Origin of the sequence: Halomonas sp. THAF12 (assembly GCF_009363675.1) — a bacterium.
In the GTDB taxonomy this organism is placed as follows: Bacteria; Pseudomonadota; Gammaproteobacteria; order Pseudomonadales; family Halomonadaceae; genus Halomonas; species Halomonas smyrnensis.
The window spans coordinates 1,000,035-1,015,564 of sequence record NZ_CP045399.1; the positions used below are offsets into that span (position 1 = coordinate 1,000,035).

Sequence of the window (15,530 nt, forward strand, 5' to 3'; positions counted from 1 at the left end):
ATGGATGAACGTCGGAGCGAGCGTTCACTGCTCGCTCAGGCCCTTGAACGCGGCGTCCTCGCGCTGGGTCTCATCCATGACGATGTTCTGCTGGGCGTCGGGGTCCATGAAGTAGAGCGTCATGTAGCCGCCGGCACTGCGGTTGTAGATGGGACGCTGCCGACGCACGAAGTCGGCGATCCGCGGATCGTGGAAGCGCGACTGGTAGATCTCCATCCAGGCGAAGTACTGGCTGTCCTTGAGGAAGCCGGTGTACTGCTCGTGGGGCGCCATGTCGCCGAGGGCGGCGGGATCGGCGAAGATCTCCAGGGCGAAGTCGACCGCGTCCTGGATGCCGTGGCCGTCCACCTCCAGGTCGAAGATGTCGTAGCCCTGGCGCTCGATGACCTGCATGTTGGTGATCAGGTAGAGCAGCGCATAGTTCTGGTAGTGGGTCGCGCGGCGTCCACGGGCGATCTCCATCGGCAGCGCGCCTTCGTCGGTGATGTCGTGCAGCGCCGAGTAGATGGCGCTGACGCCGAAGCGGAACAGATCGTTGTCTTCGGTCAGCACGCCGACCATGGTTCCGTAGAGGGCCCGACGGTAGAAGTGGTTGTTGCAGCAGCTGTTGCCGGGCTGCCCCTGGATGTCGGAGTGCTGGTGGGCCAGGTCGTTGAGCCAGGCCTCGATCCGCTCACGCTCCTCCTCCATGCCCTCGATCTCGGGGCGCACCACCGAATAGGCCATGGCCGCGGCGAAGATCATCGATTCGGTGGCGAACCAGGCCTGGGGCTCCATGGAGTCGTAATAGAAGTTGGTCAGCGCTTCGTCCTGCGACCACTTGTCGAGGAAGCGCACCAGGCATTCGGCGTAGTAGTCATCGCCGGTGGCCATGTAGCTGCCGGCCAGGTGCGAGACGTTATCCTCGAACTGGAACAGCGGCTCCGAGGCCAGTTCCCACTCATCGGGGCTGGGGTAGTAGCCGGGGATCCGCATGCGGGTGTTGATCGGCTTGTACGCCAGCAGCTGCGAGCAGCTGGTGCCGGTCGACAGCTGGTCGATCTCCTGCAGCAGGATCGCGTTGTCGGTGTCCTCGAGCTGCGCCCTGCGCTTCTCGACGTCGAAATAGGAGGCGTCGGGATCCGTCACCTCGTAGTGCGACAGGTCGAGTTCGGCACGCTCCTCGAGGGTCATGGCCTGGGCCGTGGTCAGCCCGCCCGCGCCCAGCCCGCAGAGGGCCAGGGACAGGCCGGCGAGCAGGCGACGGGGCATGTCGCCGTGACCTAGGCGGGTTGATGGAGACAGAGACATCGAGAGTCCTCGGAATCAGGAACGGGGGGCATGGAAGCGGAAGCCGGCGAAGTCGACGTGCTGGTCGCGGGGCGTGCGCCAGTCCTTGCCGTGCCCGCCGAAGAAGGTGGAGAACATCAGGCCGTCGATGGTCACGTCCTCGTCGGTGCGGTAGATGATGCCGTGCTGCTCGAGGATCGGCTGGCCGTCCACCCACACGCGGGCCACGCCGTTCTCCTGGCCGGGGTCGTTGAGGATGATCTCCTGCTCCAGGGTCACCCACTGGCCGGTGGGGAAGGTCCAGCGGCCGCGGCCGACGGACTTGCCGTAGTCCTCGTGCTGGTCGACGGCATACTCGTAGAGCTCGCCCTGGCCGTTGGCCCGCCACATGTAGCGCATGGAGAAGCCGTTCTCGCCGTCGGCCTCCTCGCCGCCGCTGGGCGCCTCGCCGCCGTACAGGCCCGGCAGCTTGCCGCCCTTGACGAAGTCGAAGCCCGGCTCGAAGCGCACCCGGTACTGCAGGCAGGCGCGCTCGGCGCCGGCCAGGGCGTCGGGAGCGGCATAGAAGCCGGCGCCGCCCGTCTCGGTATCGCCCGGCGACGAGGTGCCCTCGGGGTAGTGGATGCGCAGGCCGGGCTCATCGAGGCCGGTCTCGCCGGCCGCGAGGCGTTCGACGTTCTCGGTGCCCCAGTCTCGCTGGGTGGCGAAGCCTTCACGGATGGCGGCCTGGGCATCCTCGGCCTGCAGGGCAGGGGAGGGCGCGGCGACCTGCGGATAGCGGGTCGAGCAGGCGGCCACGCTCGGTGAGGTGATCGCGGGCCCCTTGCCCTCGGCCAGGGCCGGGGCGCTCAGGCCGGGCAGCAGGGCCAGCATCAGCAGGGCCAGGGGGCGCTTTCTCGGGATGACGTGTTCGGCTGACATATCGGGCTCCGGTCGGAGGCCGCCGCGCGGGCGGCCGGGATGTCCTCGTGATAGGGCGCTCGGGCTCAGCTCGCCTGGCGTTCGCCGTCGGCGAGCGGCGCCTCGTCGTCGTTGGCGCCGGTGACGCCGTCGACCAGGCCGTCGACCAGCTGGGCGACCGAGCGGGCGCCCTGCCAGACCCATTCGGCGGCGCTGCCGACCAGCGGGGTCTCGGTGAAGCGCACGTCCACCGGGGTGCCGACGGCGTCGGCCGGCAGCGGCTCTTCGGGCACCAGCAGCACGCTGGCCACGTTCTGCTGCTGACGCACCCAGCTGGGGAAGCCGGCACGCGGCTGGCGCTCGATGTCCAGCGCCACGCTGCGCACCCGGGCGCTGATCGGGCCGGCGGTGTTGGGCAGCGAGATGTAGGCCTGCTGGTCCGGGCCGATGCGATCGATGTCATCCATGTGCACCAGCGCCTCGACCATGATGTCGTTGTCGCCGGTGCGGATGAGCGTCATGATGCGCTCGCTCTCGTTGATATAGGTGCCGTCGGAGCTGCTCAGCGCCCAGGCCACCAGGCAGTTGCAGGGGCTGTAGACCTCGTTCTGGGACTGGCGGGCCTCCAGCGCGGTGATCCGCGAGCTCTGGAAGTCGCGGGCGGTCTCGAACTGGTCGATGCGCGCCCGGGCGATCTCCGGCGAGACCGTCTCGAAGCTCACCGACTCGCCGTTGGCCGGCTTGGCGGAGTTGGCCAGGCTGACCTGGTTGGCACCGCCATCGATGTTGTTCTGCAGGTTCTCGATCAGCTGGCTGTTGTAGCTCTGGGCGGCCTGGGCCAGGATCAGGTCCGACTCGAGGTCGACGTTCTTGACGCTGGTCAGCTTCGCGTCGCGTTCGACCCGGTCGCCGGCCTTGAGGTCATGGGCCTGGAGGATGCCCGGACCCGGGGCACGGATGTCGATGCGCGGCGCGGTCACCGCGGCGAAGTTCGGCTCGATCAGCATGAAGTTGCGGTAAGCGGTGGCCGCCGCTACCAGGCCCAGCACGCCGATGGCCATGAACAGCGCCACGTAGCGGCCCAGCGGCTTGGGCGGACGCTGGGCCGGCTGCGGCTGGCCGGCGGCGCCGCGCTTGCGCGGGGTCTGCGGGTCCTCGCCCGCCATCAGGCCTTCCAGGTCCATCTCGCGGCCGCTCAGGCTGGCGCGGATCAGGCGGCGCAGCAGCTCCTGGTGGCCGGGGCTGATGTCGGTGAACTCGAAGCCGGCGGTGTGGCCTCGCTCGCCGGCCGTGCAGTGCCGGCACTCGGCGGTCACGGGGACGGTCATCTCGGCGCCGCCGGCCTGCAGCAGCAGCGAGGCCTGGACCCGGGCGCCCTCGCGGATCGGCCGCTGGCTGTGGATCGCGAAGCCGCCCTGGGACAGGTCGACGCCGTCGAACCCCTGGCCGTCGTCCATCTTGACCTGGAAGGCGCGCTTCACGCGCAGGTAGCGACGCTCGTCGCGGCGCTCGTGGGCGATGCCGGCGCCGGGCGTCTGGTCGGCGCCCTGGCCCCGGCGCTGATCGCCCAGCGTGGGCTCGCTTCGATCGTGATTGTCGGCGTAGTAATCGGTCATGGGGTATCTCTCTCCAGTGGTTGCCTCCCGGCGGCGTCCTGCGAGGTCAGGAGCGGCCGGGTTGCACGCTGATATTCAGGTCGACGAGGGCCACCTTGCGGCCGTCGAGTTCGAGGGCGCAGCCCAGGGTCGTGTGGCAGGTCGCGAGCTGTCCGGCGTCGAGCGGGCGGCCGCTGGCGTCGTGGACATGACGGGCCAGTTCGGGGCTGATCTCGAGCGTGGTCGGCTCGTCGCCGGGCGCGCCGGTGAGGCGTTCGGTCCGCATGCGCTCGGTGGTGGCGACGATGTCCAGCAGGCCCTCGTCCAGCGCCAGGCGCTCCGGCGGCAGGGTGACGTTGCCGCTGGGGGAGCCGTCGACCAGGATCATCGCCATCCAGCGATTGGCCGTGCCGGTCTGAGCCTCGGCCTCGGCGGCGGGGCCCTGGAGGATGGCCATGGCGGTGCGATCCGGCGGCTGCAGCACCCCGGTGGCCAGCACCAGCACGTAGAGCATCACCGCGATGAAGGCGCCGTGCAGCACGTGACCCATGCGACGCTGGCGGTTGACCGCGGCCGGGTCGTCCGGCTCGCCGGCGGAGATCCCCTGGCGCGACCACTTCTGGCGGTTGAAGCGGAAGCTGACGTAGGTCTTGAGCAGGGCGCCGAAGACCTGGTTGTAATAGATCAGCGGGATCCACAGCAGGCTGAAGCGGCCGCGCTGCCAGGCCAGGATCAGCGTCGAGATGCTGCGCGTGAACAGGATCCACAGCGCGTAGGCGAAGATGAACGAGGGCCGCACGAACAGGGTCACCAGGATCGCCACCGTGGGGCCGATCAGGGTCGTCCACATGGACAGGCGCTGGTCGACCAGGCTCCACCAGGTGAACATGCCCATCGGGCGCGGCCCCAGGGCGATCGCCCGGCCGCTGGTGCGCAGCATGTTGCCGTACCAGCGGCGCATCAGGTCGGTGGTCGACTTGAAGAAGCGGCGGCGGTCCGGCAGCTCCTCGAACCCGGTGACGTAGACGTCCGGCAGGTAGAGCATCCGCCAGCCGTTCTTGAGCAGCCAGTACCAGGTCGACTTGTCGTCCCCCGAGAGGAACTTGAAGTTGCCGAAGCGCCAGTGGTCGACGCGGTCGTTCTCGACCAGCTCGATGAAGCTCGGCTGGGTGGCGAGGTCGAGGCGGAAGGCGCTGTAGCGGCCGGTCAGCACCAGCAGCCGGCGCGACACCGAGCCGGAGCTCATCACCAGATGGCGCTGGGCGTAGCGCAGGTCGTACCACTCCTTGGTGACGTCGCCGCCGGTGACGATGGCACTGTTGTTGGTGGTCAGCGCGCCCAGGTCCTCGTTGGTGCGGAAGAACGACAGCGAGCGCTCGAGGGTCTCGGGCTCGAGCAGGATGTCGCCGTCCATCGAGACCAGCAGGGCGTCCGGGGCCGGGGCGCGGCGCGAGATCGCGCGCAGCACTTCCGCCATGGCGGAGCGCTTGCCGTCCCCCTTCTGGAACATGTAGCGCAGCTCGATGTTGCTCGGCCAGCCGAGGTCGTCCATCACGTGGGTGATGATGTCGACGTCGGTGCGGTCGGCCAGCGAGGCGAAGATGGTGGTCGGGACGCCGTAGTCCCGGACCTCGCGCACCAGCGCCTCGTAGACCCGATAGCTGACGTCGGCATCGATGCGGAACGAGGTGCACAGCACGTACAGCTCGCTGGGCTTGCCGGCCTCGCCGGCGGCGTCCGCCTCGGCCCGCAGCCGCGGGAAGATGCGCCGGTTGTACCACACCGAGCGCAGCGCCTGGACGAACCACCAGGAGTAGCGCCAGGCGCCGATGGCCCCGATGGCGAAGAAGAAGCTCTTCGACGCCGGCGAGAAGACCTCCGACGGCAGCTCGGAGAGCAGCAGCACCAGCAGGGCCAGCAGCAGCAGCAGGGCGGTGACCTCCGTCACCTTGCTGGCGACGGAGGTGTGGTCGGGGAGCTTCGACATGGCGAGGCCTCAGGCGACGACGGGACGGACGGAGGCGCCTCGGCCGATGCCGTAGTAGGTCAGCCCCGCCTCCTTGGCGCTCTCGGGCGAGAACAGGTTGCGGCCGTCGATCACCACCGGCTCGATCAGGCGCTCGCGCAGGCGGCCGAAGTCGACGGTGCGGAAGGCCTTCCACTCGGTGCAGATGACCAGCGCATGGGCGCCCTCGAGGGTCTCGTCGCGGTTCTCGGTGAGATCCAGGTCCTCGCGGTTGCCGTAGATCCGCAGGCACTCCTCGGCGGCCTCGGGATCATGGGCCTGGACCCGGGCGCCGGCCTGCCACAGCGCTTCCATCAGCGCGCGGCTGGGGGCCTCGCGCATGTCGTCGGTGTTGGGCTTGAAGGCCAGGCCCCACAGCGCGATGGTCTTGCCGGCCAGATCGCCGTCGAAGGCATCGCTGAGCATCTCGAACAGGCGGCTCTTCTGGCGGGCGTTGACCTGCTCGACGGCGTTGATCAGGTGGGCCGGATGGCCGGCGGCCTCGGCGGTGTGGGCCAGCGCCTTGACGTCCTTGGGGAAGCAGGAGCCGCCGTAGCCGCAGCCCGGATAGATGAAGTGGTAGCCGATGCGCGGATCGCTGCCGATGCCGTGACGCACTTCCTCGATGTCGGCGCCCAGGCGCTCGGCCAGGTTGGCCATCTCGTTGATGAAGCTGATCTTGGTGGCCAGCATGGCGTTGGCGGCGTACTTGGTCAGCTCGGCGCTGCGCACGCCCATGAACATCAGCTTGTCGCGCTGGCGGTTGTAGGGGCCGTAGCACTCGCGCATGACCTGGCGAACGCGTTCGGACTCGGTACCCACCACGATGCGCGAGCCGCGCGAGAAGTCCTCGATGGCGGCGCCTTCCTTGAGGAATTCGGGGTTGGAGCAGACGTCGAACTCGATGTCCGCGCCACGGGCCTCGAGGGTGGCGGCCACGGTGCGCTCCACCTTGCTGGCGGTGCCGACCGGTACCGTCGACTTGTCGACGATGATGCGGTACTCGGTCATGTGGGTGGCGATGGTCTCGGCGACCTTGAGCACGTGACGCAGGTCGGCGCTGCCGTCCTCGTCCGACGGCGTGCCGACGGCGATGAACTGCAGCAGGCCGAACTCGACCGCGGCCTTGGCATCGTTGGTGAAGTGCAGGCGGCCGGCGGCCAGGTTCTGGTGGATCAGCGTCTCGAGGCCCGGCTCGTAGATCGGCACCTCGCCTTGGCTGAGACGGGCCACCTTGTCGGCGTCCACATCGACACACATCACTTCATGGCCGACTTCGGCGAGGCAGGCGCCGGTGACGAGTCCTACGTATCCGGAACCAAAGATGGTGATCTTCATGGGCGTCTTGCTCCTGGTCGTGGTCGGAAACGAACGTCCTGTCCCAGGCCCCTGGCGGGGGAGGGAGCGTCATGGACGTGCGTGGATCTGCCAGGTAAAGGAGCAAGCATCGGGCCGGAATGGAAAAAAAGCTTTTATATCAGATATCTATGCTGGTATTGGTCGAGGTGTCACCGTGTGACGACTCGTTTGCGGCGTGTCGGGAGGGGAAAAGTGTCGCGATACGCCAACAGCGTATCGTGTCAGCCGGTGCAGGAGGGGGATCGCGAGGCGGCACCGGCGGGGGCTGTCGCGGCCTGACGGCACCGTCGGAAAACGGCGCAGAGGCCCGCGGAGCGTGGCCTGCACGGCATCGACCGACGAGCGGGAAAATTTACATTAGGCAAGTAAGATGTACAGGTGTTGCATCATATCGACACTCGGCCCGATCGGCGCCATGGCGGTGACGCTCGAGGCCGACGCGCCAACGAAAAAGGCGGCCCGAAGGCCGCCTTTCTCGTCGAGATCAGGGCGTCTTTCAGTTGCCCTTGGGCTCGCTTCTCAGTGCCTTGACCAGCGCGTAGCAGCCGAGCAGCAGCACGATGGTGAAGGGCAGGCCGGTGGAGACGGCCGCCGTCTGCAGGGCCGTCAGGCCGCCGCCCAGCAGCAGGGCGATGGCGATGGCGCCTTCGATGATGGCCCAGAAGATGCGCTGCGGCTTGGGCGCGTCGACCTTGCCGCCGGCGGTGATCGAGTCGATGACCAGCGAACCGGAGTCCGAGGAGGTCACGAAGAACACGATCACCAGGATGATGCCGACGAAGGAGGTGATGGCGGACAGCGGCAGCTGGCCGAGCATGGCGAACAGCTTGATCTCCAGCGCGGCGTCCTGGACGCCCTGGAAGCCGTCGGAGATGACCTGATCGATGGCGGTGCCACCGAAGGCCGTCATCCACAGCACCGAGACCAGGGTCGGCACCAGCAGCACGGCGGTCAGGAACTCGCGCACGCTGCGGCCGCGGCTGACGCGGGCGATGAACATGCCGACGAACGGTGACCAGGAGATCCACCAGGCCCAGTAGAAGGCGGTCCAGCCCTGGCTGAAGTTGGCGTCCTCACGGCCGAAGGGCATCGCCAGCGCCGGCAGGTTGACCGCGTAGGCGACCAGGTTCTCGAAGAAGCCGGTGGCGATCAGCAGGGTCGGGCCGACGATGATCACGAACACCAGCAGCAGGAAGGCCAGCACCATGTTGAGCTGCGACAGGCGCTGCACGCCCTTGTCGACGCCCAGCAGGATCGAGCACATCGCCACGGCGGTGATGCCCATGATCAGCAGCACCATGGTGATGTTGCTGTTGGGCACGTCGAACAGGTAGCTGAGGCCGGCGGCCGCCTGGGAGGCGCCCAGGCCCAGCGAGGTGGCCAGACCGAACAGGGTGGCGAACACCGCCAGGATGTCGATCAGGTGTCCCGGCCAGCCCCACACGCGCTCACCCAGGATCGGGTAGAAGATCGAGCGCATGGTCAGCGGCAGGCCCTTGTTGAAGGCGAAGATCGCCAGTGCCAGGCCGACGATGGCGTAGGCGCCCCAGGGGTGCAGGCCCCAGTGGTAGATGGTGGCGGCCATGCCCAGCTTCTGGGCGGCGACCTCGTCGCCGGCGGCGGCGCCCAGCGGCGCCCAGTCGGTGCGTACGCCGTTCTCCACGGTGGTGCCGTCGAGGGCGGTGCCGAAGTGGGTCAGCGGCTCGGAGACGCCGTAGAACATCAGGCCGATGCCCATGCCGGCGGCGAACAGCATCGCGAACCAGCCGGCGTAGCTGAAGTCCGGCGTGGCATTGGCACCGCCGATGCGCACCTTGCCCAGCGGCGAGAGCACGATGCCGAGGCTGACCAGCACGAAGATGTTGCCGCCGAGCAGGAAGACCCAGCTGAGGTTGCCGGTCAGGAAGCTGAAGATGGCGTCGAAGATCGGCTCGATCTCGGCCTGCAGGGCCAGCGTCAGGATCACGAAGACCAGGATCACTAGCGACGACACGGTGAAGACCTTGCCGTGCAGATCGACATCGAGGCCGAACTTGTTGGTGGTGATGTTGTCCTGGCCGATCACGTAATCGGTATCGATCAGGTTGGCCGGACCTTCCGGGGCGGGAATGCCCTCGCCGGCGGCCCCCTCGGGGGCTTTGTTGTCGTTCGTCACGGGATCTCTCCTTGTTGACGTCGAGGAACGAGTGGGGCGCATCAGTCCTGTGGACGGACCAGGAACACCGATGCGTCAGTGTGGGTGGCAATCTTGCCGCCGTGTGAGGGAAGCACGACATCCAGGTGTTTCGGCGGATGGGTCTGCATGATCACCAGATCGACGCTCAGCTCGTCGATCGCCTTGACCAGCACGTCATCCAGATCGGCGATGGGGTCCGGGCAGACGATGGCCTTGGCGCTGACCGGCTGGCCGTGCACCTGGGCGCGCTCCTGGGCGAAGGCCTCCAGCTTCTGCTGGTACTCGTCCGGGGTTCGGGCCACGCTGCCCGGGGTATTGGCGATGATCGCCACGTAGCAGACCTCGGCATCGTAATGCCGGGCCTGATCGGCGACGACCTTCAGCGATGGTTCGAACACATCGGGGTGTGCCAGGTCCACCGGCACCAGGATCTTCTTGAACATGCCTGCGCTCCTTGTTGGGTTGCGTCCGCGCTCACACGCTCAGTGTGGCCGTTGGACGGCGATTCGAGCGTGCCGCGCTTTCAACGGCCGCGGCACGGTCATCGGCGTCGTCCGGGGAGGCGTTGCCCTTGTTGTCATTGTCGTGGTCATCCGACGGCGCGGGGCGCGATCGGACAGGGGATTCTAATCAAATAGAATAGGACTGATAACCGGCAATCTGCGACGCGTCCGGTTCCGTGTGCGCTCGCGCCGTTGACGCCGGCGCCCGACACGCAAGGGGGAGGTGCCCCGTGAGACACCTCCCCCTGGCTGTCATGCGGTCGCCATCACGACTGCGGCAGCCACTCCTGCACCAGGTCCTGGTTGTCCTCGACCCACTGCTTGGCGTTCTCGTAGGGGTCGGAGTCTTCCTCCTGGTTCATGAGCATGACTTCGCCCATCTGCTCGGGCGTCCACTCGAAGGCGTCCAGGATGGCGTAGGCGCCCGGCATGTCTTCCTCGAGGCCGTCGCGCGCGATGGTATGGATCTGCTCGGCGCCGCCATAGACGTCCTGGGGGTCCTCGAGGTACTTGAGGTCCCAGCGGGCGAACATCCAGTGCGGCGTCCAGCTGGTCACCACGATCGGCTCGTCGTTGGCAATGGCGGTCTGCAGGGCCGCGGTCATGGTGGCGCCGCTGCCGCTCTGCAGGTCGAGGTCCAGCTCGTAGGCGTCGATGACGTCCTCGGTGAGGCTCATCAGGCCGGCGCCCGGATCGATGCCGGTGATCTTGCCGCCCAGCGCGTCGGCGTGGTCGTTCAGGTCGGCGATGGAGTTCATGTCGCTATCGGCGGGCACCACCAGGCCGAGCTTGGTACCGTCGAGGTTCGGACCCAGATCGTCGACCTGATCGCTGACCCGCTCGAGGTAGTCGGCGTGGGTGGTCGGCAGCCAGGCGGCGACGATGCTGTCGGCATCGCCGGTGGCGACCGATTGCCACATGGCGGCGGCGGACAGCGAGGTCATCTCGACCTCGTAGCCGGCCTGCTCCAGCACGGCGCGCACCACGTTGGTGGAGGCGACTTCCGAGGCCCATTCGACGTAGGCCAGGTGAACGCTGCCCTTGTCCTGGGCCTGGGCCGTCGCCGCGGTCAGGCTGGCGCCGGCGATGAGGGCCAGGCCAGCGATGCGCATCGGTTGCTTAGGCATAATGATTCTCCTTCGGAATGTGTTCACGAGCATGCTGAGACGCACCGCCGGATTCAACCGGCGGTCGTTCAACGGCCGATCATCAGGCCTTGCCGCGTTTGCGCAGCGATTGGGTGAGGCGGTCGAGCAGCATGGCCAGGATCACCACGGCGATGCCGGCCTCGAAGCCATCCCCCGGGCGCAGGCGTTGAATGGCACGCCAGACCTCGCTGCCGAGGCCGTCGGCGCCGATCATGGCGGCGATGACCACCATCGACAGCGCCAGCATGATGGTCTGGTTGATGCCGGCCATCACCGTGGGCAGCGACAGCGGCAGCTGGACCTTGAACAGCTTCTGGCCACGGGTGGCACCGTAGGCGTCGGCGGCTTCCACGAGCTCGGTGGGGACCTGGCGGATGCCCAGGGTGGTGAAGCGGATCGCCGGCGGCATGGAGAAGATCACGGTGGCGAAGATCGCCGAGACCGAGCCGATGCCGAAGAACGGGATGGCCGGGATCAGGTAGACGAAGGCCGGCATGGTCTGCATGAAGTCCAGCACCGGCATGATCGTCCGATAGAGCCGCTCGGAGAGCGCCGCGGCGATGCCCACCGGCAGGGCGATGATCACCGCCACCAGGGTGGCGATCACCACCAGGGTCAGGGTCTCGATCATCGGGTCCCAGAGCCCGAGGTTCCAGATCAGTGCCAGGCCGGCGGCCGCGCCGATGGCCAGACGCACGTTGGCGAGCCACCAGCACAGGCCGGCGATGATCACCAGCAGCGACCAGTCGGGCAGCCACATCAGGGCATCGTTGAGCCCATCGATGCCGGTCTGGGTGATGCGCGAGATGCCGCGGGTCACGGCGGAGTACTCGCTGGTCAGCCAGTTGAGGCCGTTCTCGATCCAGTCGCCCAGCGGCATGCGCGGAAATTCGATAGCCATCAGTGGTCTCCTGCCTGTGCGAGTTCATCGAGGACGGCGCCTTTCACGACCACGCCCTGCAGCACCTGGTCGTCGTCTACCACGGCGATCGGGAAGCGGTTCTCGCTGAACATGGCGAACAGGTTGTGCAGCGGCTCCTCGCGGGTGACCTTGCGGAAGTCCTGGGTCATCACCTCGGTGACGGTCTGCTTGCCATCCTCCAGCGCCTGGCTGGCGCCATCGGCATCGATCAGGCCGACCAGGCGGCGGTCGCGGTCGAGGATGTAGATGGAATCGAGGCTGTGGTCACGCATCTTGCGCAGCGCGGTGCGCGGGCCATCGGTGTCGCGCACCGTGGAGCGCACCTTGCGCATGGCGCTCTCGGCGCTGAGGATGCGCGACTTGTCGACGCCCTCGATGAAGCGGCGGACATAGTCGTCGGCGGGGGCGGTGAGGATCTCCTCCGGGGTGCCGATCTGCACCACCTCGCCGTCCTTGAGCAGCACGATGCGATCGCCGATGCTCAGGGCCTCGTCGAGGTCGTGGGTAATGAAGACGGTGGTCTTCTTCATGCGGTGCTGGAGCTGCAGCAGCTCCTGCTGCATGTCGCCGCGGATCAGCGGGTCGAGGGCCGAGAAGGCCTCGTCCATCAGCAGCACGCTGGCGTCGTTGGCCAGCGCCCGAGCCAGGCCGACGCGCTGCTGCATGCCGCCGGACAGCTGGCGGGGAAGGGCGTCTTCCCAGCCGTCCAGGCCGACCTGCTTGAGGGCGTTGCGGGCGGTCTCGCGACGTTCGCCGGCATCGATGCCGCGGATCTCCAGGCCGAACTCGGCGTTCTGCTGCACGGTGCGGTGGGGGAAGAGGGCGAAGTTCTGGAACACCATGGAGAAGTGGCGGCGGCGGCATTCCAGCAGCTCCTTCTCCTTGAGGCTCGGGATGTTCTGCCCGTCGATGACGATCTCGCCCTCGGTCGGGTCGATCAGGCGGTTGAGGCAGCGGATCAGGGTCGACTTGCCGGAGCCGGACAGCCCCATGATCACCAGCAGTTCCCCTTCGTAGACATCGAAGTCGATGTTCGACAGGCCCAGGGTCTGGCCGGTCTTGTCGAGGATCTCGGGACGCTTCAGTCCCTGGTCGCGCAGTTCCAGCGCCTTCTTCGGCTGGTTGCCGAAGACCTTGCTGAGGTTGCGGACCCGAATCTTGACGTTTCGGTTGTCACTCATTGGCGAACCTTGGTCGACGCCCGTGCCTGCGTTGAACGGCAGGGGTGGGCGAGTGGTTGTGATGAAGCCTGACGCCAGCATGCCAGCCGGCTGCGTTGACGCGAAATAAAACGCAATACCGTAGCGTTGAATCCAACAAAGTTCGAATGGTGCCGAATGTCGCCTAAATAACGGTCATCGTCGCCTCGCAGGGCCACAACGATGGTGCCGAGCGCGAGTGATGGGGGTCGAAGGTTGTTATCAACGCGGCCGTTGGGTAACGCGCGGGCGCGTTGAATTCTCGTCGGGCGCCCCCGTCCGGGCCGGGGGGCGGCGGTGAGTCCTCATTCGGCGCAGGTTGCGGCGGCTCGGGATGTCGTAGGGGAAAGACGCCACAGGCCACCCTCAGCGGCATCGACCAGCAGGTAAATGTGGCTATGGTTGCCTTGCCGCACGGTACGGATGCGGCCGAGCTCTCCCTCGAGCACTCTCTCGCGTTCGATCACCCTGTCGCCCGCGAGGCGCAACCGCAGCAGCGCCTCGCCGCGCAGCCCGCCGGCCAGCAGATCACCCCGCCAGGGGGCGAAGGCCGGCGAGGTCACCCGGGTCAGGCCCGATGGGGCGAAGCGGCCCTCGAAGACATGCACCGGGTCGCGCATGCCCGGGGCGCTGTCCTCGCCGACCGGCAGGAAGGTCACGTAGTCGCGGCCGCGGGAGACCTCCGGCCAGCCATAGTTGGCACCCGGCACCAGGCGATTGAGTTCGTCGCCGGTGCGCGGGCCGTGCTCGGTGGACCAGGCCGTGCCGTCGTCGGTGACGATCAGCCCCTGGGGATTGCGGTGGCCGAGGCTGAAGATCTCGTCCAGCACCTCGGGATCGTCGACGAAGGGATTGTCGGCCGGCACGCCGCCGGTCTCGGTGAGGCGCAGCATGCTGCCGGCGTGGTCGCCGCCGTCCTGGGCGCGCGGCGGGCTGCCGCGTTCGCCGACGCTCATCAGCAGGGTGCCGTCGGGGCGCCAGGCCAGCCGCGAGCCGTAGTGTCGCCCCGGGCCGGCGCCGCGGTTCTGGACGAAGAGCCGCTGCACGTCGGTCAGCCGGTCGCCCTCGAGACGCGCCCGGGACAGCGCGGTGGCGTCGCCGCCGGGCACCGGCCGGCTCCAGGTGAAGTAGAGCCAGTCGTGCTCGCCGCCGTCGTCGCCGAAGCGGGGATGCAGGGCCAGGTCGAGCAGCCCGCCCTGGCCGCGGGCCGAGACCTCGGGCAGGCCCGCCAGCCGGGTCAGGGTGCCATCCGCCTCGAGCCGGCTCAGGCGGCCGGGGCGTTCGCCCACCAGCAGCCGGCCGTCGGGCAGCTGGGTCAGGCCCCAGGGATGGTCGAGGCCGCCGACCAGCGGCGTCAGGCACATCGTCAGGCGCTGGGTATCAACCAGCCGGGACGGGGCCGGCTCGGCGTGGGCCATGGCGCTCAGCAGCAGGCCGAGCAGCGCCGCGCTCGGCAGGCGGCAGGCGAACGGGAAACGCGAGGGAGGGATCATGGGCCGGCTCCGTGGACGGGGCGGCCTCCAGTATAGGCGGTGTCCACGGTCGCCGGCCCGGGGCTACATCAGCCAGGCCAGCAGCAGCGGCAGGTAGATCAGCGACAGCAGGGTCGAGCAGAACACCAGGCTGGCCACGTATTCCGGCTCGCGGCGGGCCTTCTGGGCGAACAGATAGTTGAACACCGCCACCGGCATGCTCATCTGCAGCACCAGGATCGCATGGGCCATGGGCGGCAGGTTCAGCAGCGCGCCGATGCCCCAGGCCAGGCCGGCGGCCAGCGGCAGGCGCAGCAGGCAGAAGCCGAGCCCCGAGCGCAGGTTCCTGACCTGGATATGGGCCAGCGACACCCCGAGGGTGATCAGCATCAGCGGCACCGTGAAGCCCGAGATCAGGTCCACGCTGTTGGCGATCCACGGTGGCAGGTCGGTGTCGGTGAGCAGCAGCGCCAGGGCGATCAGGATGGCGTAGACCGTGGGCGTCTTGGCCAGCGACTTCAGCGGATTGCCGCGGCTGGTCATCATCGTGCCGAGGGTGAACTGGAACAGCGAGACCGTGACCATCACCGTGATGCCGAAGGCGAAGCCGGCCTCGCCGAAGGCATAGAGCACCACCGGCAGGCCCATGTTGCCGGTGTTGGGGTACATCATCGGCGCCAGCAGCACCCGCCAGTCGCGACGCAGCAGGCGCGCGGAGACCAGGGTGGCGGCGCCCATGGCGGTCAGCACCAGGGCGGTGGCCAGCATGGTGCGTCCGAAGCTGTCGGCGTCGATCTCGGCGCCGGCCAGCGAGGCGAGCACCAGCGCCGGGGTGCCGATGTTGAACACCAGGCGGGTGACGAAGGCCACGGGGTAGTCGTGGCCGAGCCGAACCCAGCCGAAGCCCAGACCGGCACCGGCGATGACCGGCGCCATCACGGCGAAGAGTTCGGCGAACATGCAGCGTCTCCTTGGCTGAGGG

At 68.0% G+C, this 15,530-nt stretch carries 12 protein-coding genes; all 12 read right to left on the reverse strand.

The annotated features are described in order from the left end of the window. Window positions 1-24 precede the first annotated feature (24 nt). The 12 genes from FIU88_RS04535 to FIU88_RS04590 all read right to left on the reverse strand — a co-directional run bounded on the left by FIU88_RS04535 (window position 25) and on the right by FIU88_RS04590 (window position 15,508). Complete coding sequence (locus FIU88_RS04535; protein WP_152478342.1) at window positions 25-1,251, reverse strand: alginate lyase family protein; 1,227 nt, start codon at window positions 1,249-1,251, stop codon at window positions 25-27. Between the two features lie 54 nt (window positions 1,252-1,305). Further along, a complete protein-coding gene (locus FIU88_RS04540) occupies window positions 1,306-2,190 on the reverse strand; it encodes a polysaccharide lyase (RefSeq protein WP_152478343.1) in 885 nt (294 codons plus the stop codon). A 65-nt stretch (window positions 2,191-2,255) separates the two neighbouring features. Continuing rightward, window positions 2,256-3,785: a PilZ domain-containing protein gene (locus FIU88_RS04545; protein ID WP_016855445.1), complete on the reverse strand. Its 1,530-nt coding sequence runs from the start codon at window positions 3,783-3,785 to the stop codon at window positions 2,256-2,258. 46 nt (window positions 3,786-3,831) lie between these two features. Next, on the reverse strand, window positions 3,832-5,751 hold the full coding sequence (locus FIU88_RS04550) for a glycosyltransferase (RefSeq protein WP_152478344.1): 1,920 nt from the start codon (window positions 5,749-5,751) through the stop codon (window positions 3,832-3,834). A 9-nt stretch (window positions 5,752-5,760) separates the two neighbouring features. Continuing rightward, window positions 5,761-7,107: a UDP-glucose/GDP-mannose dehydrogenase family protein gene (locus FIU88_RS04555; RefSeq protein WP_016855447.1), complete on the reverse strand. Its 1,347-nt coding sequence runs from the start codon at window positions 7,105-7,107 to the stop codon at window positions 5,761-5,763. A 517-nt stretch (window positions 7,108-7,624) separates the two neighbouring features. Next, a complete protein-coding gene (locus FIU88_RS04560) occupies window positions 7,625-9,283 on the reverse strand; it encodes a BCCT family transporter (RefSeq protein WP_016855448.1) in 1,659 nt (552 codons plus the stop codon). Window positions 9,284-9,324: 41 nt separating this feature from the next. Next, window positions 9,325-9,747 carry a universal stress protein gene (locus tag FIU88_RS04565; RefSeq protein ID WP_152478345.1) on the reverse strand — a complete coding sequence of 141 codons (423 nt, stop codon included), beginning with the start codon at window positions 9,745-9,747 and terminating at the stop codon, window positions 9,325-9,327. 326 nt (window positions 9,748-10,073) lie between these two features. Next, a complete protein-coding gene (locus tag FIU88_RS04570; protein WP_026068484.1) occupies window positions 10,074-10,934 on the reverse strand; it encodes a glycine betaine ABC transporter substrate-binding protein in 861 nt (286 codons plus the stop codon). Window positions 10,935-11,016: 82 nt separating this feature from the next. Further along, entirely contained in the window at window positions 11,017-11,850 is an 834-nt protein-coding gene (locus FIU88_RS04575) for a proline/glycine betaine ABC transporter permease (protein ID WP_040478295.1), read from the reverse strand. 5 nt (window positions 11,851-11,855) lie between these two features. Next, the gene (locus FIU88_RS04580) at window positions 11,856-13,058 is read right to left on the reverse strand and encodes a glycine betaine/L-proline ABC transporter ATP-binding protein (RefSeq protein WP_152478346.1); all 1,203 of its coding nucleotides are present in this window, start codon (window positions 13,056-13,058) and stop codon (window positions 11,856-11,858) included. 323 nt (window positions 13,059-13,381) lie between these two features. Then, window positions 13,382-14,569, reverse strand: a complete 1,188-nt coding sequence (locus tag FIU88_RS04585; protein ID WP_152478347.1) for a PQQ-dependent sugar dehydrogenase — start codon at window positions 14,567-14,569, stop codon at window positions 13,382-13,384. A 63-nt stretch (window positions 14,570-14,632) separates the two neighbouring features. Next, window positions 14,633-15,508: an AEC family transporter gene (locus FIU88_RS04590; protein ID WP_152478348.1), complete on the reverse strand. Its 876-nt coding sequence runs from the start codon at window positions 15,506-15,508 to the stop codon at window positions 14,633-14,635. Window positions 15,509-15,530: the final 22 nt, after the last annotated feature.

Coding starts and splice junctions, on each gene's coding strand:
- FIU88_RS04585 (WP_152478347.1), bottom strand. CDS start 14,569: ATGATCCCTCCCTCGCGTTTCCCGTTCGCCTGCCGCCTGCCGAGCGCG.
- FIU88_RS04550 (WP_152478344.1), bottom strand. CDS start 5,751: ATGTCGAAGCTCCCCGACCACACCTCCGTCGCCAGCAAGGTGACGGAG.
- FIU88_RS04545 (WP_016855445.1), bottom strand. CDS start 3,785: ATGACCGATTACTACGCCGACAATCACGATCGAAGCGAGCCCACGCTG.
- FIU88_RS04570 (WP_026068484.1), bottom strand. CDS start 10,934: ATGCCTAAGCAACCGATGCGCATCGCTGGCCTGGCCCTCATCGCCGGC.
- FIU88_RS04555 (WP_016855447.1), bottom strand. CDS start 7,107: ATGAAGATCACCATCTTTGGTTCCGGATACGTAGGACTCGTCACCGGC.
- FIU88_RS04590 (WP_152478348.1), bottom strand. CDS start 15,508: ATGTTCGCCGAACTCTTCGCCGTGATGGCGCCGGTCATCGCCGGTGCC.
- FIU88_RS04535 (WP_152478342.1), bottom strand. CDS start 1,251: ATGCCCCGTCGCCTGCTCGCCGGCCTGTCCCTGGCCCTCTGCGGGCTG.
- FIU88_RS04565 (WP_152478345.1), bottom strand. CDS start 9,747: ATGTTCAAGAAGATCCTGGTGCCGGTGGACCTGGCACACCCCGATGTG.
- FIU88_RS04580 (WP_152478346.1), bottom strand. CDS start 13,058: ATGAGTGACAACCGAAACGTCAAGATTCGGGTCCGCAACCTCAGCAAG.
- FIU88_RS04540 (WP_152478343.1), bottom strand. CDS start 2,190: ATGTCAGCCGAACACGTCATCCCGAGAAAGCGCCCCCTGGCCCTGCTG.